Source organism: Blastopirellula marina (genome assembly GCF_002967765.1).
Taxonomy (GTDB): Bacteria; Planctomycetota; Planctomycetia; order Pirellulales; family Pirellulaceae; genus Bremerella; species Bremerella marina_A.
Genome location: NZ_PUHY01000010.1, coordinates 47700 through 70242, shown reverse-complemented (window position 1 = coordinate 70242; position 22543 = coordinate 47700). Strand labels below are relative to the sequence as shown.

At 54.8% G+C, this 22543-nt stretch carries 20 protein-coding genes; 16 read left to right on the top strand and 4 right to left on the bottom strand.

The genetic code is table 11. From position 1 onward, the window contains the following. The first annotated feature begins 121 nt into the window (after window positions 1–121). From C5Y83_RS11245 to C5Y83_RS11200, 10 genes are all read left to right on the top strand, one after another. Window positions 122–802 carry a helix-turn-helix transcriptional regulator gene (locus tag C5Y83_RS11245; protein ID WP_105329811.1) on the top strand — a complete coding sequence of 227 codons (681 nt, stop codon included), beginning with the start codon at window positions 122–124 and terminating at the stop codon, window positions 800–802. 19 nt (window positions 803–821) lie between these two features. Beyond that, window positions 822–1421 carry an NADH-quinone oxidoreductase subunit B gene (locus C5Y83_RS11240; RefSeq protein ID WP_105330755.1) on the top strand — a complete coding sequence of 200 codons (600 nt, stop codon included), beginning with the start codon at window positions 822–824 and terminating at the stop codon, window positions 1419–1421. A gap of 63 nt (window positions 1422–1484) precedes the next feature. Next, a complete protein-coding gene (sufC, locus tag C5Y83_RS11235) occupies window positions 1485–2300 on the top strand; it encodes a Fe-S cluster assembly ATPase SufC (RefSeq protein ID WP_105329809.1) in 816 nt (271 codons plus the stop codon). Between the two features lie 110 nt (window positions 2301–2410). Next, the gene (gene sufB, locus C5Y83_RS11230) at window positions 2411–3826 is read left to right on the top strand and encodes a Fe-S cluster assembly protein SufB (RefSeq protein ID WP_105329807.1); all 1416 of its coding nucleotides are present in this window, start codon (window positions 2411–2413) and stop codon (window positions 3824–3826) included. A gap of 106 nt (window positions 3827–3932) precedes the next feature. Further along, on the top strand, window positions 3933–5258 hold the full coding sequence (gene sufD / locus C5Y83_RS11225; RefSeq protein WP_105329805.1) for a Fe-S cluster assembly protein SufD: 1326 nt from the start codon (window positions 3933–3935) through the stop codon (window positions 5256–5258). 77 nt (window positions 5259–5335) lie between these two features. After that, the gene (locus C5Y83_RS11220; RefSeq protein WP_105329803.1) at window positions 5336–5650 is read left to right on the top strand and encodes a non-heme iron oxygenase ferredoxin subunit; all 315 of its coding nucleotides are present in this window, start codon (window positions 5336–5338) and stop codon (window positions 5648–5650) included. Between the two features lie 15 nt (window positions 5651–5665). After that, the gene (locus C5Y83_RS11215) at window positions 5666–5986 is read left to right on the top strand and encodes a metal-sulfur cluster assembly factor (protein ID WP_105329801.1); all 321 of its coding nucleotides are present in this window, start codon (window positions 5666–5668) and stop codon (window positions 5984–5986) included. 56 nt (window positions 5987–6042) lie between these two features. Then, on the top strand, window positions 6043–7068 hold the full coding sequence (locus tag C5Y83_RS11210; RefSeq protein WP_105329798.1) for an ATP-grasp domain-containing protein: 1026 nt from the start codon (window positions 6043–6045) through the stop codon (window positions 7066–7068). Between the two features lie 19 nt (window positions 7069–7087). Next, entirely contained in the window at window positions 7088–8098 is a 1011-nt protein-coding gene (locus C5Y83_RS11205; RefSeq protein ID WP_105329796.1) for a hydantoinase/oxoprolinase family protein, read from the top strand. Window positions 8099–8102: 4 nt separating this feature from the next. Next, window positions 8103–8711, top strand: coding sequence for a hypothetical protein (locus C5Y83_RS11200; protein WP_105329794.1), 609 nt, complete (start codon window positions 8103–8105; stop codon window positions 8709–8711). Window positions 8712–8776: 65 nt separating this feature from the next. Here C5Y83_RS11200 and C5Y83_RS11195 read toward each other — a convergent pair whose 3' ends face one another. Further along, complete coding sequence (locus C5Y83_RS11195; protein ID WP_105329792.1) at window positions 8777–10129, bottom strand: DUF1598 domain-containing protein; 1353 nt, start codon at window positions 10127–10129, stop codon at window positions 8777–8779. Between the two features lie 511 nt (window positions 10130–10640). On the opposite strand from C5Y83_RS11195, the gene C5Y83_RS11190 reads away from it, so the two are divergent. Both C5Y83_RS11190 and C5Y83_RS11185 read left to right on the top strand, forming a co-directional pair. Then, window positions 10641–12668: a sigma 54-interacting transcriptional regulator gene (locus tag C5Y83_RS11190; protein WP_105329791.1), complete on the top strand. Its 2028-nt coding sequence runs from the start codon at window positions 10641–10643 to the stop codon at window positions 12666–12668. A 167-nt stretch (window positions 12669–12835) separates the two neighbouring features. After that, window positions 12836–13363, top strand: a complete 528-nt coding sequence (locus C5Y83_RS11185) for a chemotaxis protein CheX (protein WP_105329788.1) — start codon at window positions 12836–12838, stop codon at window positions 13361–13363. A gap of 133 nt (window positions 13364–13496) precedes the next feature. Here the strand turns inward: C5Y83_RS11185 and C5Y83_RS11180 are convergent, their stop codons facing one another. Further along, window positions 13497–13931 carry a thioredoxin family protein gene (locus C5Y83_RS11180; RefSeq protein WP_105329786.1) on the bottom strand — a complete coding sequence of 145 codons (435 nt, stop codon included), beginning with the start codon at window positions 13929–13931 and terminating at the stop codon, window positions 13497–13499. Between the two features lie 464 nt (window positions 13932–14395). Here C5Y83_RS11180 and C5Y83_RS11175 point away from each other — a divergent pair, with 464 nt between their 5' ends. Further along, on the top strand, window positions 14396–15394 hold the full coding sequence (locus C5Y83_RS11175; RefSeq protein WP_105330754.1) for a Gfo/Idh/MocA family protein: 999 nt from the start codon (window positions 14396–14398) through the stop codon (window positions 15392–15394). 204 nt (window positions 15395–15598) lie between these two features. Here C5Y83_RS11175 and C5Y83_RS11170 read toward each other — a convergent pair whose 3' ends face one another. Together C5Y83_RS11170 and C5Y83_RS11165 are read right to left on the bottom strand one after the other, a co-directional pair. After that, complete coding sequence (locus tag C5Y83_RS11170) at window positions 15599–16723, bottom strand: serine/threonine-protein kinase (RefSeq protein ID WP_105329784.1); 1125 nt, start codon at window positions 16721–16723, stop codon at window positions 15599–15601. A gap of 174 nt (window positions 16724–16897) precedes the next feature. Further along, window positions 16898–17869, bottom strand: a complete 972-nt coding sequence (locus C5Y83_RS11165; protein WP_105329782.1) for a D-2-hydroxyacid dehydrogenase — start codon at window positions 17867–17869, stop codon at window positions 16898–16900. A gap of 196 nt (window positions 17870–18065) precedes the next feature. Here C5Y83_RS11165 and C5Y83_RS11160 point away from each other — a divergent pair, with 196 nt between their 5' ends. From C5Y83_RS11160 to C5Y83_RS11150, 3 genes are all read left to right on the top strand, one after another. Then, window positions 18066–19484, top strand: coding sequence for an MATE family efflux transporter (locus C5Y83_RS11160; RefSeq protein WP_105329781.1), 1419 nt, complete (start codon window positions 18066–18068; stop codon window positions 19482–19484). Window positions 19485–19902: 418 nt separating this feature from the next. Next, entirely contained in the window at window positions 19903–20703 is an 801-nt protein-coding gene (locus C5Y83_RS11155; RefSeq protein WP_146117743.1) for a DoxX family protein, read from the top strand. 14 nt (window positions 20704–20717) lie between these two features. Further along, window positions 20718–22496: a Gfo/Idh/MocA family oxidoreductase gene (locus C5Y83_RS11150; protein WP_105329777.1), complete on the top strand. Its 1779-nt coding sequence runs from the start codon at window positions 20718–20720 to the stop codon at window positions 22494–22496. The last annotated feature ends 47 nt before the right edge of the window (window positions 22497–22543 follow it).

The following is a 22543-nucleotide window of genomic DNA, read 5'->3' as shown; positions in this document are numbered from 1 at the left end:
GGAGCGCGATTTAACGAATATATACTTGTCAAAAATGCGATAATCACTAATATTTGGGTACCGACACAACTTACCGGTCTGGCTAGCAGTTCGCCAGTCGGCGGCCGGAAAAAATGAACGAATGAGCGCAAATTCAACGCAAAACGAATCACGCTGGGCGAACGAGGTCATTCCTACGGACTTGGTCGTACTAGACCTGCTGCGGAAGACCCCGTCCCTGAGCACGGCCGACATGGCCGAGGCCATGGAGGTCACTGCGACGGCGGTTCGTCAGCGATTAAGTCGTTTGATGGGTCAAGGTTACGTTGAACGCGTTTCCGCTAAGGCGGGGCGTGGGCGTCCGACCCATAAGTACCGTCTAACGACCAAAGGCGAACGGAAAGCCGGTGCGAATTATGCCGACCTGGCAATGGCCTTATGGGACGAAATTCGTTCCATTGACGATCCGGATGTAAAACGCGGGTTGATAACGCGTATCGCCAAGCGGTTAGTCAGTATGTATTCCAGCGAGGTTCGTGGGGCAGATGCCGAGCAGCGAATTCATGAGCTTATGGCTCTTTTCGTGGGTCGGCAAATCCCGTTGGAATATGAAGAGGGCAATGAGGGCAAGCCAGTTCTTAACGTTCTGGCTTGCCCTTATCCCGATATCGCCGAGCAAGATCGAGCGGTTTGCGCCCTCGAGAAAGCGATGTTCGCCGAACTCTTGGGGCAGAACATGAAGTTGAGCCACTGCCGGCTCGACGGCGAGACTTGTTGCACCTACGAACTGACGCAGATCGGTTCGGATACGGATGACGTGTGACATGAGTCAACCGCATGAAATGTCCAAGCCATGGATTGAAGGCCGTTTCGAAGAAAACGTCATCACGACGACGATCGAGCAGGCAATTAATTGGGGACAACAAGCCAGTATATGGCCAATGACCTTCGGCCTTGCTTGTTGTGCGATTGAAATGATGGCCGTTGGGGCGAGTCGGTTTGATATCGACCGCTTCGGGGCGGGAGCCTTCCGGGCTTCGCCGCGGCAAGCTGATTTGATGATTGTCGCAGGCACCGTGACGTACAAAATGGCCAGTCGAGTTCGGCGGTTGTACAACATGATGCCTGATCCAAAGTATGTGATTGCGATGGGGGCCTGCACCGTTGGTGGCGGTCCTTACTTCAAGTATGGATATCACGTGGTGAAGGGAGTCGATCTGGTTGTCCCAGTCGACGTTTACGTCCCTGGATGTCCCCCACGCCCGGAAGCCTTGTTGGAAGGGCTGATGCGGATCCAAGATAAAATCCGCGGGCACCGCATCAATCGACGCGATGGCGTTCGCGTTGACGACGAGTTGCCGGTGCCACACCACTCTGGTTTTGTTGAGACAACCGGAGCGGAAAATCCACTTACCAGTCACCAGAAACTAACCGGTAAGTAAACCATTCAAGGCGTTTGTTTGATAACGCCGTATTCGTTGAGATCGAGAGAGCGATAGTCACTGATGTCTGACGTATTGAAGATTGAAAACCTACACGTTTCGGTCGAAGGCAAACCTATCCTGAACGGTGTCGATTTGGAACTCCGCCGCGGCGAAACGCACGCGTTGATGGGGCCAAACGGATCGGGCAAAAGTACACTTGGTTTCGCCATCATGGGTCACCCAAAGTACGAAGTGACCGAGGGCAAGATTCTGGTGAACGATGTCGATGTCACCGAAATGGAAGCAGACGAACGTGCCCGACTTGGCCTGTTCATGGCCTTCCAGCGACCGATCGCAATTCCTGGCGTTCGCTTGGCCGACTTTATGCGACATGCTACGACCAACGTCCGAAATCCTGACCGTAAGGAAGGGGAAGACCTCATCCCGATGCGTGAGTTCCGCAAGGAGATCACCACGAAGATGAAGCAGTTGCAAATGGATACGGAGTTCGCTCGCCGCTATGTGAACGATGGGTTCTCCGGCGGTGAAATGAAGCGAGCCGAAATCTTGCAACTCGCAATGCTACAGCCCAAATTCGCCATCCTGGACGAAACGGACAGTGGTCTGGACGCGGACGCCGTTCGTTTGGCCAGCCAAAGTATTGCTCAGATCGGTGGTGAAGAGATGGGGCTGTTGATCATCACGCACCACGACAAACTTTTGGAACACAATCCTCCGTCCCATGCCCACGTGATGTTGGGTGGCCGGATCGTGGAAAGCGGTAGCGTGGAACTTGCCCACGAACTGCATGCCAACGGTTACCAGCGAATTCGGGAAGCGTATCCCGAAGCCGCCGCGATGGAAATGGAAATGCAAGACGAAGAACAAGCGGTTTAGTCCCCAGCACCTCCTGGGAATTGTCCGCGGGCCGAACTGCGACCGGCTCGCACTTGTAGGACACGATTACTAAACCGACAGCGACGATATTCAACACGTTTGGAGAGATAATGGCGACCGATATTACCGAAAACGCTGTGCAAAGCCCAATCGGTGAGATCAATAAGTACGACTTCCGCACCGAAAGCAAAGGGGTCTTCAAAGCGAAGAAAGGCCTCAATGCCGAGGTGGTGAACCAGATCTCGGACATCAAGGAAGAGCCGGACTGGATGCGTGAGTTCCGCCTGAAGTCGCTTGAGATCTTCGAGTCGAAGCCGATGCCGAAATGGGGCGGCGATATCGAACTCAACTTCCAGGACATCTACTACTACCTCAAGCCGACCGAGAAGCAAGGCAAGACGTGGGATGATGTGCCGGCAGAAATCAAGGAAACGTTCGAGAAGCTCGGTATTCCCGAAGCCGAACGGCAGTACCTGGCCGGTGTGAAAGCTCAGTTCGAGAGTGAAGTGGTCTACGGGTCGCTTCAGGAAGATCTTGCTAAAAAAGGTGTGATCTTCACCGATACCGACACAGCTCTGCGGGAACACCCAGAATTGCTGCGAGAATACTTCGGTACGGTGATTCCACCGCACGATAATAAGTTCGCTGCTCTTAACTCGGCCGTTTGGTCGGGCGGTTCTTTCATTTACGTGCCACCGGGCGTCGAAATCGAATTCCCCCTGCAAACCTACTTCCGTATTAACGAAGAGAGCATGGGGCAGTTCGAGCGTACGCTAATCATCGTCGATGAAGGGGCAAAGATTCACTACGTCGAAGGTTGCACCGCACCGATGTATTCGTCGGAAAGCTTGCACTCGGCCGTGGTCGAAGTGGTTTGTAAGAAGGGTTCGCGCTGCCGCTATAGCACCATCCAGAACTGGGCGAACAACATCTACAACCTGGTGACCAAGCGAGCGCTGGCCTACGCCGATTCCACCATGGAATGGGTCGACGGCAACCTCGGTAGCCACCTGACGATGAAGTACCCAGCGGTTTACTTGATGGAACCAGGGGCTCGTGGCGAGATCCTCTCGATTGCCTTCGCCGGCAAGCACCAGCACCAAGATACCGGTGCCAAGCTTGTTCACTGTGCTCCGAACACATCGGGACAGATTATCTCGAAATCGATCTCGAAAGATGGTGGTCGCGGAAGTTACCGTGGTCTCGTCCGTGTTGAGGAAGGTGCGAAGAACACCAAGTGCAGCGTGGTTTGCGATGCCTTGATCCTTGATCCCGATAGCCAGACCGACACCTATCCTTACATCGAGATCATGGAACCGGATGTCTCGATTGGGCACGAAGCGAGTGTTTCCCGAATCGGTGAAGAGCAACTCTTCTATCTGATGAGCCGCGGCCTGACCGAGGCGGAAGCCAGCACGATGATCGTGAACGGTTTCATCGAGCCGCTGGTGAAGGAATTGCCGATGGAATACGCGGTTGAACTGAACCGCCTGATCGAGCTGCAAATGGAAGGCTCGGTCGGTTAATTCGACCCTGCCTCTCTCCTTCCGAATCTGGGCCAAGCCGCGTCGAACTCAGCTGGCGGGCTTGGCCATTTTTCTTTGAACGTGCATAACCGAACAAAACGAAATCATGAGCGTGCAAGCCGCACCCACTGTCGATCAGTGGAACGCCGAGGCCTTTAATTCTTACGTCAAACAACTAGGCGAGCCAGAATGGCTTGTCGATCTTCGCCAGAACGCCTTCGAAGCGTTCGAGGAAATGGGCTGGCCGACCCGCAAAGAAGAAGAGTGGATGCGCACCGACATCCGCGGCTTCAACCTGAAGAAGTTCGATCCTCCGAAGTTGGACGAAGTGGTTGATGCTGCATCCCTACCTTCGGGCGTGTTGGCGGAAGGCGTCGATATCGGTGGGCAAGTTATTTCCCTCAATGGACGCACCGGTCGTAGCACGGTGTCCGAAGAACTGGAAGCCAAGGGCGTCATCTTCGGCGACTTTGCAACCGTTCTCGCGGAACATGGTGACTTAGTCAAGAAGTACTTGTTCCAAGGTGAGTTTGATCCGAACTTCGATAAGTTCAGCGCTTTGCATGCCGCCTTCTTCAGTGGTGGGGCATTCCTTTACGTGCCGCGAAACGTGGTCGTCGAACAACCGCTGCATGTACTGAATCTGATCGGCGACAACGGTGTTGACCTGGCCCACACGTTGATTGTGTTGGAAGAAGGTGCCCAAGCGACTGTACTCACCGAATCGGCCAGCTTGGACGATGACCAGCCTGGTTTCCACTGCGGGGCGATTGAAGTCGTGGTCGGCGATCGAGCCAACCTTCGCTTCGTTAACCTGCAGAACTGGGGCCACAAGGTCTGGCACTTCGGTCAGCAGAAAGGTTCGGTTGGTCGCGACGGAAACCTGTTCTGGACATTGGGCGCACTTGGTAGCCGTCTGTCGAAGGTTAACCAGCACGTTGCTTTGGACGGTCCAGGGGCTCATTGCGAGGTGAACGGCGTGCTGTTCACCGAAGGAAAGCAACACCTTTCTTACCACACGCAGCAGTATCACCGGGCGCCGAACTGCACGAGTAACTTCCTTTACAAGGCTGCTCTGCAAGACCACTCCCGGACCGTTTGGCGCGGCATGATCAAGGTCGCCCCTGGTGCTCAGAAGACCGACGGCTATCAGCGAATCGATAACTTGCTGCTGACCGAACATAGCCGAGCCGACTCGATTCCTGGCTTAGAGATCGAAGCGGATGATGTTCGCTGCACCCACGGTGCCACCACCGGACGCGTCGACGAAGAGCAAATCTTCTACGCTATGGCACGTGGTTTCACTCGCAAAGAAGCGATGCGCATGATCGTGATCGGCTTCTTTCAACAGGTGTTCGATCGCATTACCTTGGAATCGGTTCGCGAAGCTCTGGGGCATGCGATTGCTCGCCGTGTTCGCGAATACGAATAAACCCTGGAACTGCGTCGCGTTAGCGATCTGATTTCCACCACAACAACCATCACCGACCCTATCGAATCGAACCCTGCATGTCCGAATTTGTTCGTGTTGCTGCCCTCTCCGAGATTCCCGACCCCGGTAAGAATGTTTACGAAGTCGATGACAGGTTTGTCATCGTGATTCATGCCGGCGGTCAGGTATACTGTTTAGACGACGTCTGCACGCACGACGACGGTCCGCTGGGCGAAGGTGATTTGGAAGGGTACGAGATTGAATGCCCACGCCATGGTGCGAAGTTTGATATTCGCACCGGCAAGCCAACGCTGATGCCGGCGACCCAGCCGACGCAAGTTCACGAAGCGAAAATTGAAGGCGATTCGATCTTCGTTCGTCTTGTTGATTGAGAAGGAAACCTAACCATGGCTCTCTCTGAAGATGCTGTTCGCGAGCAGCTGAAAAACGTGATCGACCCCGAGTTGTTCGTCAACATCGTCGATCTCGGTTTGATTTATGAAGTTAACTTCGAGGACGTCGAAGGGTCGGAAGACAAGAAAGTGCTGATCAATATGACCATGACCAGCCCTGCCTGTCCGGCTGGACCTCAGTTGATCGGTGGCGTTAATCAGTACGTCTCGCAGATGGAAGGTGTCAGCGAAGTCGACGTGAAGATCGTAATGGATCCACCGTGGTCCCCAGATCGCATGACCGATGATGCCCGGGATCAACTCGGAATCTTCTAGGATCCTCCGGCCATTTGGTGGGTTTTGATCCTGGCAGCGGGGATGACAGAATTGCGATGTCTTCTGAGGCTGAGTATCCCCGTAGCGTCTTCATCTACGAACTGATCACCGGCGGCGGCCTGTTATCGGTCGCCGAGTCCCCTGCTCCGAGCGGTTCTCTCCTTCAAGAAGGAACCGCGATGCTGGCCGCCGTTGTCGAGGACTTTGCCGCGATTCCAGGCACCTCGGTCACGATTCTGCGTGATCACCGCATCGAGCCTCTCTCGGTCGCTGCTAATAAGCAAATTGTCGTTCGCAGCGCGCAAGAAGAACACGAGACATTCGTCGAGGCCGTCCGTTCGACCGAGGCGACCTTGGTAATTGCCCCTGAGTTCGATGGTCTGCTGCTAGAGCGAACGCAATGGACCGAAGCCCATGAGGGGCGATTGTTGAGTCCTGGCTCAGATTTCGTCGAGCTCGCGACTTGTAAGTGGAAGACTTACCAGCATTGGCTGGCCGCTGGCGTCCCCACTATCGAGACCTACTTCGTTGGCGATATCGCCAGTTGGCATCACTTGCGAAACCTTCCAGTGGTCACCAAACCACGCGACGGAGCTGGTTCCGAGGAAGTAGTTTGTTGGAAAATGGGAAAACAAGTCAAAGCCGAAGTTGAGCCAAACGAAAAGATTCTCATACAGCCAAAGGTTTGTGGTGCACCGGTTAGCTGCGCCGTGCTCGGTTCAGGGGGCGATATCGTGCCATTACCGGCAGGGTATCAACGTCTAAGTAAAGGTTTTAAGTATCATGGAGGAAGCTTACCCCTTCCCGAACCACTTCTCGAGCGAGCGCATCGCCTTACAGGACAAGCAATTAGGTCCTTTCCCCCTTTTAACGGCTATGTCGGGCTTGATATGATCTTGGGGCCTTGTCCCGACGGGACGGAGGATGTCGCGGTTGAAGTTAATCCTCGCCTGACAAGCTCCTACGTTGGCTTGCGTCTGCTACTGAAGAACAACTTGGCTCAATCGATGCTGGATGTTGCCGCAGGCAAGGCGTTTGTTCCGCAACCTGGATGCGGAGGTGTTGATTTTGAAATTCACTGATTGAGGAAGCGGGAAGCTTATGGCGGTCCTCGGCGTCGATGTTGGCGGGGCCAACATAAAAATTGCCACGGGCGAAGGATTCGCTCATTCGTTCCCTTTTCCTATCTGGTCGAAAAAGAACGACCTGATCGCCAGCTTGGAGCATGTTTTGGGAATGGCGCCGGTTTTTGACCGCGTGGTTGTGACCATGACCGCCGAATTAGCTGACTGCTTCGGATCGAAGTCGGAAGGCGTTCGCTTTGTCCTCGCTTCCATTCGCGACGTCTTCGCAGACTATCCACTGCGAGTCTACACCGTAACTGGGAAGCTTGTCTCACTTGACGACGCTATCCTTGATCCCCATTCCGCCGCCGCTGCCAATTGGCATGCTTTGGGAAGCTACGCAGGTCGGATGTTTCAGGGGAAAAGTGGCTTGGTTGTCGATGTTGGTTCGACGACGACCGACATCATTCCGATTGTCGAAGGCAAGGTCGCAAGCACCTGCCGTTCTGACCTCGATCGACTTCTGTCCGGCGAACTTTACTATCTCGGTGTCGAACGGACGCCGACCTGTGGAATCTCCGACCAGGTTACCTTCCGTGGTAAAATGTGCCCCACGGCTAACGAGTGGTTTGCCACCTCGCTCGATGTCTTTCTGGCACTTGGTCTGTTAGATGACGAGCCAGAGAATCACAGCACTGCCGACGGACGAGCGGCGACTCGCGAGTTTGCTAAGACGAGACTCGCACGAATCATCTGTGCCGATGGGGACGAAGTAACCTGGACCGAGATCAACGAGATCGCCCGCGAACTCAACTCGATCATGGTCCGCAAAATTGCCAAAGCGGTTCGCCAGGTGGTGGAAGCGCATAAGATTAATGTCGAAATGACGGTGATCAGTGGCCATGGTGACTTCCTGGCGGAAGCGGCCCTCGATGCAGCCGGTGTTGTCACGCATCGCGAGTATTTAACGGACTTGATCGGGGCAAACGCGGCTCGGTGTGCCCCTGCATACGCCTTGGCCTCGCTTGCTGAAGAAGTTTGGGACTAGCCCGATGGCGCTCGTCGTGTGGAAATTGGGAGGCAGCCTGCTAGACCTGCCTGACCTTGGCGAGCGAATCCAGCAACTCAAGGGAGACCAATTCGCGGATGTGCCGGTTGTGATCATCCCAGGTGGTGGTGTTTTTGCCGATGCCGTTCGGCAGTTGGATCGAACGCATCAGCTCGATCCGCGGTACTCACACTTTCTCGCACTCGATGCCATGCAAATGACGGCTCGTTTCGTGGCTAACATCTTGGGGGCGGCGACCCCTGTGGCTGATCCGGTCGATCAGGAACAGCGATTGCAAAGGTGGAGCAAGCCTGACGACTACTCTGCGACGTTAGAAGTATGGGACGTGATCAGCGAATGGAACCGTAGCGTTCCTGATCTGCAGATTGCGTATGGCGAGTTCCCGGAAGATTGGAACCTGACCAGCGATTCGATTGCCGCGATCTTGGCCGCCTATTGGCAAGCCGATCGCTTTGTGTTGTGCAAATCGATTGATACGCCGGAAGGCAACAACTACCAAGCCTGGGCGGAAGCAGGAGCGGTGGATCTCGCGTTTCCGGCAGCTGCTCGTCATTTGCCCAGTGTCGAGTGGGTAAACCTCAGGGCGCAATAAAAAACGGCCTTCCTGCGTGGAAGGCCGTTTCAATTGATTCTCGGCTGGAGGTTTAACGCAACGCGTTAGTTCCACCACCACAGCTTGTTGTTGGAAGCCAACTGCTCGGTTCGCAGCTTGTCCATGCCGGCAACCTTTTCGGTGTGGCTGGCAACTTCCCACGAGTTGATGTCGACGCCGCCCGATGCGGTGATCACCCATTGGCTTCCCTTCTTCATCGCACTGAAGAAAGTCGGCACGGTGCTGGGCGTAGGGAACTCTTCCAGAGCGACTGGGCTCGCGTCGCTCTTGATCATGTCTAGATCAAGATTGGCCTTGGCGAGCAGTTGTTCCTTCTCCATCAGTGCGGCGATCACACACATGTCCATCACGTTTCGCAGGTCGCCGAAGATCTTGTCTTCTGCGGAAAGCTCTTCGTAATTGGCAGTCATCAGGTCGGCCCACTTCTGTGGCAGCGGGCTGGTCTTACCGCTTTGCTTGACACTACCATCTTCGGTGATGTATTCGTCTTCGGTCATCGCTTTGACGCCAGGACCTCGCAGTTGCCAGGCCAGTCCGTCTTCGCTTTGGGCCATTGGCTCGTAATTGCAAGCTAACCACCAGCGAGGCATCGCATTCTTCACGGCACGGGCGGAGGGAAGCATCTGCAGGTAGCTAGGCAGACCACGAACCGGGCTTGGATCGAGGTTCATGGCGATTCGTTTCATGCGGAAGTCAGCGGCAACCAAAACGCGAGCGAAGTGGCTGCTGGTCGGAACACCAGTGACGGTGATCACTTGTGGCCCCAGGGCACGTTCAACTCCGTCTTTGACGCTGGCGTCCATTCGCGACAGGCTCGCGAGGTAGTTATCGAGATTCTGACGACCTTGAGCGGTCGGGTCGATCGAGCAGGTGATGCCAGCACGACGGGCTTCCTGAACGCTTCGCATGGCGACGATGAAGTCTTCCAGCATCAGCACAGGACGACCTGTGGTGAGACCGACCACGTTGCCATTTTCGTCAACCGTCCAACCTTCGGCAGGACCGGCTAAGATGACGTCGTCGTTAGCTTCGTCGACGAACACGTACTCAATACGTTGTAGACCGGCCATGTACTTCACGGCGTCTGGCAGTTCGCCATCGGTTTCCATCGAGGACTTCATGATCGCGTTCAAGCCGCGAAGCGAGACCTTACGCATCTTGACTGGCGTAGCCAAGTTGCCGGGTACTTTGTCCAGAGCGGCGAGCATCTCCTGACGGAGCATTTTCTTCACCTCCGGAGTCGCCGACGTCAACTGACCTTGAGCATCAATCGACACACCACCGACTGATTGTTGTCGGAAGGCGGTTTGGCCAGCGAAAACAGGCGAACTGACCAGGGCCAAGCCCAAAGCCAGAAGCAGAGCATAGCTAACGCGCGGGAGCACAACGGCTTTCATACGAAAGATCTCCGGATTTATCGCGATGGACGACAACAGTTTCCGCCCGAATGGTGGACTGTCTTGGTCCTCAAAGAGCACTTAAAAGCTCAAACAGTATTGAGGAGGTGAACTACAGCCTAGGTTACCGAAAAGCGGGCTGCCTGGGCCGACGAGGAAGGAAAATCCGCGCAAGTCGGGATCTCCATTCAATCTACAATAGTTCGCCCCCGTTTTCCTTGCAAGGATTAGGTTTGATTCCTAATTCCAATTCTTTCAGCACCAAATCGTACCTGGAGTTTGGGGTAATGGGAAAGATGTGCTTCTGTCTAATTTTCCTAAACCTCCCAGGCTGATGTCTCTCTGGCCGAATACAACGATTGTGCCGACATGCCGCAGAATTGAGCATCAACTATTTCCCTTGAGGGCATCGTGTGCATATAAGTGTATTATTACGATACACGTTGGCGAGGGCGTGACGGCTTCGTAGGGGTGGCAAGGCAACGTAGACACGGGTCAGTAAAAACTCTGGATGATTGCATATTTAATTATTCGCGAAGGCTCCAAATGGACCGACGTCTTTCGCTTGGTTGAGGGGCAGAACGTCACCATCGGGCGAGCTCCAACCAACCAGATTGTGATTAAGGACGATCGCTGCAGTCGTTATCACGCTGAAATCTTCCTTTCCCAAGGTGTCTGGACGATTCGAGATCTCGATTCCCGTAATGGGACGTCCGTTGAAGATTCCCCTATTCGAGGGGATCAGGCCCTGACACCTGGCAACATAATCCGCGTCGCCAATACGCAATTGGCCTTCGTGAATGATCTGTCCGCCGCCTTCCCGGATGGATCCTCGAGCGCTGGTCACTTGTTTGATTCAAGCGCTGAGATCGATCCTTCGATGACCTCAGGTTATGACAGCGAACATGTGCTCGACATCGCCGAGCCGACCAACATCACGCATCGCCGGGGACATACTCGCTTTCTTAAGCCAGAGCAGGAAGATTCTAAAGAAGGTTCCGTCGTACCCCGTGTCGGCCGCGCGGCAGCACGCCTCTGTCAGTTAGCATTTGAGTTGGCTCAACAAGCCGACATCATTGCGGTGGCGAACCTGGCCTTGGAAGGATTATTCGAGAGCACACAGGTCGACTCCGGCGCGGTCTTGCTGCTGCCTCGCGGGTTCAAAGGACCTTCGACGGAGAAGGATCTCGAACTCATCAGTTCCCGTACTGATAAGTTGCCGGTATATCACCGGATTTCGCGATTCCTGGCCAACACCGTGTTGAAAGAAGGTGAAGCAGTTCTGGCGCGAAACTTCGCCGACGATAGCCGTTTTGGCAGCCGCGATAGTAAGGGAGATATTCATGCGACCAGTGTCTTGGCGGCTCCGATTCGTCAGAACGGCAAAGTGATTGGGCTGATTCACTTGTACTCGACCGACACTGGCCGAATCCCGGATCCTGAAGATCTAGAGTTCACTTTGGCTGTGGCCGAGAACGTGGCGTTGGCTCTCAAGAATTTGGAACGCCAGCAAGAGCTGACCGAGACCATTTCGCAGTCGATGGTCGAAATCGACGAACTGCGACAACGGCTCGGCGCGGAAAGCAACATCGTGGGCAGCAGCCCGCTGATTCTCGATGTGCAAAAACAGGTCGCGCGGGTTGCTCCTAGCCGTGCGACGATTCTGATTACCGGGGAAAGTGGTGTTGGTAAGGAGTTGGTCGCTCGTTCCGTACACTTCGCCAGCACGCGTAAGAAAGGTCCGTTCGTTTGTTTGAACTGTGCCGCGCTCAGCGAATCCCTACTGGAAAGCGAACTGTTCGGTCACGAAAAAGGCGCGTTCACCGGAGCGACTGATCGGAAAGTTGGTAAGTTCGAGGCCGCTCATCGTGGCACGCTGATGCTGGATGAAATCGGCGAAATGAGCGAAGCGATCCAGGCAAAGTTTCTCCGCGTGTTGGAAGGCCATCCATTTGAACGCGTTGGTGGTAATGAAGCCGTCCAGGTCGATGTACGCGTGATCGCCGCGACCAACCGTGACTTGGAGAAAGAAGTAGAACGAGGTCGGTTCCGTCGTGACTTGTTCTTTCGACTTCGCGTGGTCGAGGTTAATGTTCCTCCCCTGCGCAAACGGACGGAAGACATCCTCGACTTGGCCTCGTACTTTGTTCAGAAGTACAACGCCGAAACCGGCCGAAAGATCTTAGGCTTCACGCAATCAGCGATCGACGACTTGATGAAGTATCGCTGGCCAGGCAACGTCCGAGAATTAAAGAACGTCATCGAACGAGCCGTGGTATTGGCCCAGACCGAGCGGATCAACTCGGATGATCTGGCTCTTTCAAACTTGACCGCCGCTGGCGATACGGCGGAACTGAACGCGACGAAATCGGGTTACGAGCCTCTTTCGCTCGCGGATCTTGAGAAACGCCATATCGGTGCCACGCTCCGCGCTACCGGCTGGAACAAGAGCCGTACCGCTGGCATTCTAGGGATCGAACGCTCGACGCTTGATCGTAAGATTCGTCGCTACCAGATCCAGCCTCCGTCCGAAGCATAACGGCAAACGCAGACAGTCGTAGCGAGTGTAACGATTGTGCCACCGGCCGGCGATCTTCTCGGCTGCGGTTACCCCTAAGTCAAGGTTTAACCTGAGCAAAGCTGACCCATACTTTCGTGGCTAAAAACGCCTTTCCCCTTTTCGTAGGCCGCGAATGAGTGCTTAGAATGACAACCGCTGTTTCAGAGAACTTCGCAGGACTAGCCGGAGCCAACTCCGTTTTGGCAGAAGCGGTGGTCCATTCGGTTGAAAAAGCTTTGGTGATGTGCGGTACATCAGCACGTTGTGTCGGTGTGGCCACGGTTCCCCTACGCGAGAAAGGCCTTGTCACCGGGATTATTGGTGTGCATGGTCGGGTTTCCGGATTCATCACCGTGAACATGTCGGAGATGATGGCCATCTCGGTGGTCGAAGGCCTTCTTCAAGAAGAATTCGGTAAGCTTTCGAGCCAGGTGGTCGACGGTGCGGGCGAAGTCACCAACATGATTTGTGGTGGTATCAAATCGCAATTGTCAAAAACCGCTTTCTCGTTCCAAGGAATAACGGTTCCTTCAATCATCGTCGGGGAAGGCTACCAAATGGCTTTCGCTCGCGGTCTCGAATTTGTCAGTGCCACATTCGAGCACGAAAACAGCGAAGCGGTGATGCTGGACGACCGATTGCTCTCGGTCAGCATGTGCTTCCTGAAGCTGTAACCGCGCATAAAAAAATCTCCCAGGTCGAACTCACGACCGGGGAGATGCTTTGGTTGACTATCTTAAGAGAAGTGTCCAATCCGTTGGTTCACCGAACTCTCAGCAACGAAGTAGCGTTCTTCGCCGAAGCAAGCTACTGAGAGACGGGAATCACTTCCAGCTTATCTTTCGATTCCGCTTGTTGAGCCGCGACAGCTCGTTCGACAAGCGTCTTAATGGTCGATTCGGACTGAACGCCGACAAGTACTTGTCGCTTCCAACCGTCTTTCGATTTACGATACAACGCCAGCTGTGGGTATCCACCGCCCGACATGATCTTCCGTGCGATACCTGGTTGGGCATCTGCGTCGATTTCGGTGTAGACCACGCCGCTCAAGCGACCAGCTCGTTGCAGACGGGGGATCACCGATTGTTTCATGGTGACACAAGCGGGGCACCAATCGGTTCCGACCAGCACCAGCATCGGCTTGCCGGTTTCGTCTGCCGACTTGAAAGCGGTGTTGTAATCGGTGGTTGTGTCGCCAGTGACGGCTGCCTGCAAAAGGATCGCGAGGGTAACGCCGAGCATACAGTAGGTTCCTTACTAAATCTCTGCCCGAAAATAGAGGTGATCTGTACCTAGGGTCATTTGGGCATTTGGGTCAGATCACGTAATCCTGCAATTGGGTGGGATGTGGGGTTGGGGTTTTAAACTCCAGCACGGCGGCTGTTACAATTTCCGAGAAGGCTCGCGGAAAAGACGCGAAGTTGGTTCCTGGAATACTCGGTAAATCTCACCGCGGGGGTCGTGTCTGGGTTTAAGGTTGGGGCCAAGTTTAACGATTCAAGAAGGTATGACAAGTATTCAAATTGCAAAGTTCCTGGTGACTTTTCGGATAAGCACATCAAGTCCAGTGAAGACCGTGCGTTGTGACGCGTGAAAAGATTTCGCATTTCTGGCTGGAGTTGTGCTAGCAGAAATGCTTCAATAGCCGATAGTTACGACAAGCTCGCCGCTGTCGTTCGGCGAATTAATCAAGGATGTGGCTTTTTATGGTGGTACGTATCGGGGTTGTAGGTCTGGGGTGCGATTGGGAGTCGCGACACCGCCCTGCCCTGCACTCGCTGCAAGATCGGTATAAGGTGGAATTCATCTGCGATGAAGTCGCCTTAAGGGCTAAGAGTGCCGCATCGCAGTTCAATGCCATGGCTCCGCAAGGGTTCCGCCATGCGATCAGCGGAGAGCACATCGACGCCGTGTTCTTGCTCGATCAGCAGTGGGCGGGGCTGTTGCCACTGAAATCGGCGTGTGCAGCGGGTAAAGCAATTTATCTAAATACTGCCCTCGAGATGGACGCTCAGGCACAACAAGACGTCGTCCAGCTGATCGAAGCGACCAACGTACCCTTCATGATCGAGTTCCCGCGTCGCTTCGCTCCGGCGACGATTCGCTTGAAGGAACTGATCGCCACGCAACTAGGCCGGCCGAAGCTGATCTTCTGCCACCATCGGATTACTTCCGCATCGTGCGGCAGCAGCCCTCGCTCGCTCGTGATTCAACGGTACCTGGCCGAGATCTTCGATTGGTGCCGCTATATCGTCGACGGCAAGCCGGAGTCGCTCTTTAGTGTCAGCTACCCACGAGCCGAAGTGCCGAACGACATTGAGTATCAGATGCTGAGTGTCGATTTCCAAACGAAGGACGATCCTGGCGAGCGCGTGGTCGCCCAGATCAGCGCCGGCACCTACCTTCGCAGCGATTGGCCGGAAGCGGTCTCATTTCGACCGCCAGCCGCGATGCAGGTCTGTTGCGAAAACGGAATCGCGTTCATCGATCTTCCCAACACGCTGATCTGGTTCAACGGAGCCGGTCGTCATATGGAAAGCCTGGAAGGTGAACGCCCGGTCGGCGAACGTTTGTTCGCGGCCTTCCACCGATTGTTAGAGAACGGTAGCAATCATTTCGACTGCCTGGGCGAACTGCGCGAATCAGCCCGGGTCATCCAAGCGGCTCGGCAAAGCATTGCTGAGAACCGTCGGATTGATTTCTGACAGCGTGTGTCGCACTAAGTCGTGCCGGATGTCATCTGCCGATTACGGCGTCTTCCGGTGAAGTGGTCGAGCAAGAAGAAAAACCACGGACATCACTCGAGACACGAACGTCCGCGCGATGCGCCCACGGTGGATCATCGCAACCAGTCAGTGCCCGTCGGTGTTATCCGTGGTTGAAAAATAGTTCGCGCTTAGTAGGGCGAACTATTGGTGCTCGTCCGTCTGCTGGAGCTCTTCGATCCAGAGTCGAATTTCGTTGTCGTATTCGACCGCCAAGTCTCCCTTCACCAGTTGGCGATGGAACGACGCGGCACCGCCGCTGCGAAGATCGGCGTCTTCGGCCGAAGGGAAACGGCGTGACGGATCGGGGGCGATCAAACGGCGGCAGAAGTTCATCAACAGTTCGTTGCAGGTAACTTCGTCCGGCAAGATGTCTTGCATCCGTTGAGCGAGGAACCGTTTGGTTTCCAGAAGTTCGCGGAAGTTCTTGATGTGCCCAAATAGAGAGCGGCCTGAAAGCATCTCGATTAGCACGTAACCTAAGCTGGCCAAGTCGCTCCGTGGCGTCGCCTCAGCTCCTTCCAACACTTCCGGAGCGGCATACGCTGGCGTGCAGGTTCGCGACTCGGGGGCGTTATCGATCTCGAAAGCCGAACCGATATCGATCAGCTTCGCCGCGCCGGTTCGCTTGAGCATGATGTTCGATGGCTTCACGTCGGCATGCACGACGCCATCGCGATGAAGTGCGGCCAAAGCGGCGAGGCAGTCACGCGCGATCGCCACCGCTACGCCCGGTTTGAAGCGAGGCTGCTGCGGTCCTTTGGTGACAACCACTTGGTTGATGTAGTTCCAGCGTTCGGTTGTCACGCGGGGACGAATTCGCTCGACCATCCCGGGCGTCGATAACTGCTGCAGGTCATATCCATCGACCCACTCCATGACCATCACGCGGATTGTGCTGGAATCTAGAAAGTTGTGGATTTCGAGCAAGTTGTGCTGCTGAATCTGAGCGACGCGCGAAGCGACGCGGGCAGCACGAGCCATCGCCTCGTTGTAATGGGAAGCACTCTCGAATCGCTCTGGCGAGTAGATCTTCACCGCCAACGGAAGTGTGAAGCCGTTCGCTCCGCGACGCTCGGTTAGGAAGACGAGACCTTGGCCACCAGATCCCAGCAAACGACGAAGTGCGTAGTGCTCCGTCCAACTTGACCGACGAGCATGGATCAGCGATTCGTATCGCTCCATCAATTCTGCGGGGCACTTCCGCGCAGAGGCCTCACCGTCCAGCGAAAGGGTTGGCTGCAGATTTTGTTGGGTCGTCGTTAGCATGAGTGGCGACTTCCTGTCGGCGTCTTCGGGGTTCAAAGCGCACGTTGTCCTTTTGCATGATAGGAGGGAAAGAATCGATGGGTAAAGATTCTTTCCTGGTAATAAATGAAAATTGCGTGAATGTAAAGATTCACTTGTCTATGTCCGCTTTAGGGAACCGAACGGCACACTGGGTTAGGTGGCCGAAGGCATGCGAACTGGGAAGCCAAGCTGCTTATCGACCAGGTTAATCGGGGGTTCTCCCTGGAGATAACGACGCAGATTGGTGCAAAAAAGTTGCGTCGCGTCGGCGTTCCGAGTCGCTCCTTGAGCGCCAACGTGAGGCGTAATGATCACATTCTCCATATTCCATAGTGGACTATCGTGCGGAAGGGGTTCGATTTCGGCGACATCGATTCCGGCCCCCAGCAGCTTTTTCGATTGAAGCGCCTCCACGAGTGCCGTCTCTTTAACCACCTGTCCGCGGGCCACATTGATGAACCAGGCATCCTGCTTCATTGCGGCAAACCGCTCGTCATCGATGATGTGGTAGGTGCTTGCATTAAGAGGCAAGGTCAGGATTACCACATCCGATTGAGCCAACAGGTCGTCCAACTGATGGGCTGGCCACAGCTCTTCGACGTAGGCGGGCTTGTCGTAGGGGAACAAATCGGTCGCGATAATCCGCGTGCGAAACGCGGATAGGATCTCAGCAATCCGTCGACCGTTCCCCCCCAGGCCGACAATGCCGACCGTTTTTCCGTGAAGATCGTGGGTAGGTCTTCTTGTATAATCTTTAACTGTTTGTGCGCGAAAGAAAACCGGTAAAGAGCGAATCAGGCCTAATAAGAGGGAAAATGTTTGCTCTGCGACCTGATTGGCAAACAGGCCCGAGGCACTCGAAACGATGATGTCCGAGGCAATCACCTCGGGCACCAAGCAGTGGTCCATGCCAGCTGCCGACGATTGAATCCATTTCAGCTTCCCTTTCTTGACCACCTCTGGCCACGGCATTGGGACTTTGGCGTGCCCGCAGAAGATGTCGGCATCAAGAATTGCCTCGCCGATCCGCTCCTGCCCGGCGTCGTCGATCTCGGCGTCTGGGGCCACCTCGCGAATGGCGTCGATAAATTCAGGCTGGGTTTGGTAGCAAAGGGCGATCTTCATGATGATGCAACTCAGGGAGGAAACGTGACGCGGACACAACGGTCGGCCGAGAATGTCTCTCCTTCGAAATATAAACTATTGAGTTAATTTCGTGGATGGAGCCCTGAACCTCAACGGTTTGCGATTGTCAGATAGTTGGCCATGCGAATAATTGGGATTCGCAATTTCTTGACGCAACTCTCTGGCGGTCGCAGGCATGTTGGATTCATCCGAAACGGTTTATTCGTCCCCGGCGTTACCGGAGGGGGAAAGTTGGTGGAGCCGTCCGTGCGGAATTCGAGAACTGTTGCTGATCGCATTGCCGCTGATTGCCTCGACCGCTTCATGGTCAATGACGAACTTTGTCGACCGGATGTTTCTGTTCTGGTACTCGCCCGAGGCGATGGCCGCTGCTCTCCCCGCCGGCATGTTGCACTTCACTCTGCTCTGCTTCCCCATTGGGTTGGCTTCGTACTTGAACACATTCGTTGCCCAGTACGACGGCGCCAACCGACCCCAGCAAATTGGGGCCGTAATCCGCAAAGGGGTGATCATAGGCTCGGTCTTGATTCCCGCCTATTTCCTGACCATTCCCTTGGCCACTTGGGCCTTTCAAATGGTGGGGCACTCGGTGGAAGTTCAGCGGTTGGAAGTCCGCTACTTTCAAATATTGACGATGGGGGCTGGTGCTTCCGTGGTGGCTGCGGCGATGTCGACATTTTTTACAGGGCGTGGGAAGACAACCACTTCGATGTTCGTCGAGATCGGCTCGTGCGTGCTGAACGTGGTGCTGGACGGCCTATTGATTTTCGGGCTATGCGGCGAGTGGCTTGAAGGGATTACCGGGGCCGCGATCGCCACGATGCTTAGTCAGTGGTTTAAGGTCGTCGCTTATGCCATCTTGCTGTGGCGTCCCGCGGTGAGTGGCGAATATGGCTTTCTCGATTCGGCGAATGACGAGCCTGGCTTGCTCGGTCGAATCTTCAAATACGGCTCGGCCAGCGGCTTTCAGGTGCTGCTGGAAGTAGGGACCTTCACAGGGTTTACCTTTCTAATGGGACGGATGGGGCTGACTGCGATGACCGCCTCGACCTTGGCGATCGATGTGAATGCCCTCACGTTTGTACCTTTGATCGGTTTGGGAATTGGAATTAGCACGTTGGTCGGTCGCGAGATCGGACATGGCCAGCCGGAACGCGCCGCCGTGGCAACCTGGTCGGGATTGATGGTCGCGCTGGGGTATGCGGGGGGCATGGGGATGACTTACTTCCTGGCACCGGACTTCTTCCTCACGGCCCATGCGATGGGTATGGAGCCGACCAAGTTCGAAGAAATCCGCGTGCTTACGATCGTTCTGTTGCGATTTGTTGCCTTTTTCTGCGTGTTCGATGCGATGAACCTGGTGGCGGTGAGTGCGTTAAAAGGGGCCGGCGACGTCCGATTTATCCTGGCCGTCGGGGCGATTTTTTCCTCGGTACTGCTTCTGCTTGCTATCGCGTGCATCTGGTTCGACCAAATTCATGTCCAAGGTTTGTGGGTCGCGATGACGGGTTGGGTGATCTTGCTGTCGATCACACACTGGATTCGCTTTTTCACCGGCCAATGGCGAAGCAAAACGGTGATAGAGGCGTCTTAGTTGCGGTTACGCCCGCGAGGCGTGCAGAAAATTAGGTGTCATCGATGATTGCTCGATTCGAGATGGCTAAACGAAGCGGATCAAACTAAGCTGTGATTTCTTCCGCTGGGAACTGCAATCGGGCAGCCGATACCCTGCTCTCCGAATTAAAAGTGTCTCCCGTTCTTGGCGAACTGCGGGTTTTTGACAATAATTAACATTGGATGGATATCCGTACACTTCCGGCACGTCCATATTCTTAGAGCGTCGTACCCCATTTCAGATGCTCTCAAGAGTGCCATCCCACCTTGGATCTGCACCCCCGACGATAAGAATCTTGTGAGGAGCTAGTTCCCTGTCTACCTCGAAATATCAACTTGGCTGGATTGCCATCATTTTGCTGGTTGCCTTGCGCTTGGCGACTGGATGGCACTTTTTCATGGAAGGCTCGAAGAAGTTTCATTCGGGCGATTTTTCATCGGCTGGTTTCCTGCGAAACGCGAAAGGCCCCTTAGCGGACAACTTCCGCAACATGGTCTTCGATATCTACGGCACGCAACGGCTCAATAAGCAGTTCATCGCCGAGCGAGCAGCGGGCTATCGCGATATGGCGACGCGTACCTTTGGCGCGGATTTAGAGCCGAAATTCCAGAAACAGCTGCAAAATTACATCGCTCGCATCAACTATTACTTCGACGACAACAACGAAGATATCGAAGAATACTTCAACGAGTTGCAATCATTCGAAGCGAAGCGAAATAACCCAAGTCTGCGAGGTGTCGCCCACCACGAAGATCGCCTTGTCGAGAAAGACAAAGAGCTTTACGGCAAGCTGAACAAGTGGACAAAAGATATCGCCTTGTACGAAGCGGATTACATCGACGACTTGAACCGGATTGGCCAATCGGCCACCGAGTCGAAATACAAAGTTTGGCAGGTGAATCCGAATCAGGGACGCATCGATGTGGCCGTGGCTTGGATCCTGACCGTTTCAGGTTTGTTGTTGATTGTGGGCCTGTTTACGCGGTTAGCTGCTTTGGCGGTCGCCGGATTCTTACTACAGGTGTTCCTCGCTCAGTGGCCTTTGGCTTACGGGGCAGACACCGCCGTTTCCTACTATCAATCGGTAGAAATTATCTCGTTGCTGTTGATTGCGGCGATCGGCGCGGGAAAATTTGCTGGGTTGGACTTCATTCTTTGGAACTCATTCGCCAAGTGCTGCGGCCGCGGTACATCCTAATCAGGGAGTAAATCATGAACTTGAAACCAGAAGAACAAGCCGTCGGCAAGGAAAACTTCAACGAAGCCGTTGGCATCAGCCGTCGCGAATTCCTCCAAGGAAGTGTCGCCGCTGCCGCCGTTTCGGGCGTTGGCTTGGGTGCAGCCTACTTTGGCTATCAACAGTTGAAGGTTAACGATCCCGTTCGCGTTGGCGTCATCGGTACGGGTGATGAAGGTAGCGTGCTGATTGGTGCGATCAATCCAGAATACGTCGACGTCGTCGCGATCTCCGATATTCGCCCGTACAACGTTCACCGTGCTTTCCACGGCGATCATTCCAGCCCAGCCGCTTTGGACGCTCGTAAAGGTTTGATGTCGGTTTACGACTGGAAAACCGAAGACGAAGCCAAGAAGCACGTCAAAGTTTACACCGACTACAAAGAACTGCTGGCCGATCCCAACATCGAAGCGGTCATCTGTGCATTGCCGTTGTTCCTACACAAGCAGGTCGCCATGGACGCGATGGCCGCCGGCAAGCATGTGCTGACCGAAAAGCTGATGGCTCAAACGGTCATGCAGTGTAAAGAGATGGCCCGCATGGCCGAGGAACAAAACCTGTACCTCGCCACCGGTCACCAACGCCACTACAGCGTGCTGTATGACAACGCTGTGAACCTCATGAAATGGGGCGTTCTCGGCGAAATCCATCACATTCGTGCCCAGTGGCACCGTGGTAATCTGCCCGGTGGCGACAGTTGGCAACAACCGCTGCCAGGCGGCGAGAAGCTGGCCGACGGCAAAATGGTCGACGAGATCAAGAGTCAGATGGTCAAGTTCAAAGAACGTGCCGAGAAGGAATCCGATCCGGCACGTCGTGCTCAATACAAGGCCTTGTTCGCCCAGTACGAAGCATGGAATAACGACCGTGACATCGATCCGACCCAATACGGCTATAACGATTTCACGATCCAAAATCGTCAGGGCGAAAATCGCCAGATCTCGGCCATGGAAGAATTGTGCCGCTGGCGTTTGTGGGACCGCACCGGTGGCGGTCTGATGGCCGAACTGGGAAGTCACCAGTTGGATGCCGCGTCGATTTTCATCAGTGCCTTGCGTGCTGACGGCAAGAAGGCCCATCCGCTGACTGTCCATGCGACCGGCGGACGTCACTTGTTTGGTTACGACCGTGATGCCGACGACCATGTCTACTGCATGTTCGAGTTCCCTGGCAGTGGCTATGACAAGGACTTTGACGTCGGTTACTACGACAACGTCACCAACTGGCCACCCAAGAACAAGGGAGTTCCTTCGTACAACGACGATCCACACAAGAAGGTTGTGGTGACCTACTCGTCGATCAACGGTAACGGCTTCGGCGGTTACGGCGAGGTGGTCATGGGTAGTAAGGGTACCCTGGTCCTGGAACGAGAAAAGGACGTCATGCTGTACAAGAACGGTGTCTCGGCCGATACGAAGCTGACCGTTAAGAAGGGTGCCGACGGTCCGACCATGGACACTCAAGCCAGTGGCGGCAGCACCAAGGCAGCAGCCGTGGCAAATACCACGAACGCTGGACCTGTGAGCCGCGGTTACACCGAGGAAATCGAACACTGGGCAGCTTGTATCCGCAACCCAGACCCAGAGAACAAGCCGAAGTGTCATCCAGAGGTCGCCATGGCCGACGCGGTGATCGCATTGACGGCTCGTCTGGCGATGCAGCGGTCGAATCAAGGTAAGGGTGGCTACGTCGAATTCAAAGAAGAATGGTTCGACGTCCACAACGACGCCACCCCTGAGAAGGACCTCGCATAGTCTGCGACGAAGGTTCGAATAGAAAAAAATGGAAAAGGCTCAGTCTT

What these genes read in the sequence shown, in the direction of transcription:
- C5Y83_RS11245 (WP_105329811.1), top strand. Translation starts at nt 122, where the DNA reads ATGAGCGCAAATTCAACGCAAAACGAATCACGCTGGGCGAACGAGGTC.
- C5Y83_RS11240 (WP_105330755.1), top strand. Translation starts at nt 822, where the DNA reads ATGTCCAAGCCATGGATTGAAGGCCGTTTCGAAGAAAACGTCATCACG.
- sufC (WP_105329809.1), top strand. Translation starts at nt 1,485, where the DNA reads ATGTCTGACGTATTGAAGATTGAAAACCTACACGTTTCGGTCGAAGGC.
- sufB (WP_105329807.1), top strand. Translation starts at nt 2,411, where the DNA reads ATGGCGACCGATATTACCGAAAACGCTGTGCAAAGCCCAATCGGTGAG.
- sufD (WP_105329805.1), top strand. Translation starts at nt 3,933, where the DNA reads ATGAGCGTGCAAGCCGCACCCACTGTCGATCAGTGGAACGCCGAGGCC.
- C5Y83_RS11220 (WP_105329803.1), top strand. Translation starts at nt 5,336, where the DNA reads ATGTCCGAATTTGTTCGTGTTGCTGCCCTCTCCGAGATTCCCGACCCC.
- C5Y83_RS11215 (WP_105329801.1), top strand. Translation starts at nt 5,666, where the DNA reads ATGGCTCTCTCTGAAGATGCTGTTCGCGAGCAGCTGAAAAACGTGATC.
- C5Y83_RS11210 (WP_105329798.1), top strand. Translation starts at nt 6,043, where the DNA reads ATGTCTTCTGAGGCTGAGTATCCCCGTAGCGTCTTCATCTACGAACTG.
- C5Y83_RS11205 (WP_105329796.1), top strand. Translation starts at nt 7,088, where the DNA reads ATGGCGGTCCTCGGCGTCGATGTTGGCGGGGCCAACATAAAAATTGCC.
- C5Y83_RS11200 (WP_105329794.1), top strand. Translation starts at nt 8,103, where the DNA reads ATGGCGCTCGTCGTGTGGAAATTGGGAGGCAGCCTGCTAGACCTGCCT.
- C5Y83_RS11195 (WP_105329792.1), bottom strand. Translation starts at nt 10,129, where the DNA reads ATGAAAGCCGTTGTGCTCCCGCGCGTTAGCTATGCTCTGCTTCTGGCT.
- C5Y83_RS11190 (WP_105329791.1), top strand. Translation starts at nt 10,641, where the DNA reads ATGATTGCATATTTAATTATTCGCGAAGGCTCCAAATGGACCGACGTC.
- C5Y83_RS11185 (WP_105329788.1), top strand. Translation starts at nt 12,836, where the DNA reads ATGACAACCGCTGTTTCAGAGAACTTCGCAGGACTAGCCGGAGCCAAC.
- C5Y83_RS11180 (WP_105329786.1), bottom strand. Translation starts at nt 13,931, where the DNA reads ATGCTCGGCGTTACCCTCGCGATCCTTTTGCAGGCAGCCGTCACTGGC.
- C5Y83_RS11175 (WP_105330754.1), top strand. Translation starts at nt 14,396, where the DNA reads ATGGTGGTACGTATCGGGGTTGTAGGTCTGGGGTGCGATTGGGAGTCG.
- C5Y83_RS11170 (WP_105329784.1), bottom strand. Translation starts at nt 16,723, where the DNA reads ATGCTAACGACGACCCAACAAAATCTGCAGCCAACCCTTTCGCTGGAC.
- C5Y83_RS11165 (WP_105329782.1), bottom strand. Translation starts at nt 17,869, where the DNA reads ATGAAGATCGCCCTTTGCTACCAAACCCAGCCTGAATTTATCGACGCC.
- C5Y83_RS11160 (WP_105329781.1), top strand. Translation starts at nt 18,066, where the DNA reads ATGTTGGATTCATCCGAAACGGTTTATTCGTCCCCGGCGTTACCGGAG.
- C5Y83_RS11155 (WP_146117743.1), top strand. Translation starts at nt 19,903, where the DNA reads ATGGAAGGCTCGAAGAAGTTTCATTCGGGCGATTTTTCATCGGCTGGT.
- C5Y83_RS11150 (WP_105329777.1), top strand. Translation starts at nt 20,718, where the DNA reads ATGAACTTGAAACCAGAAGAACAAGCCGTCGGCAAGGAAAACTTCAAC.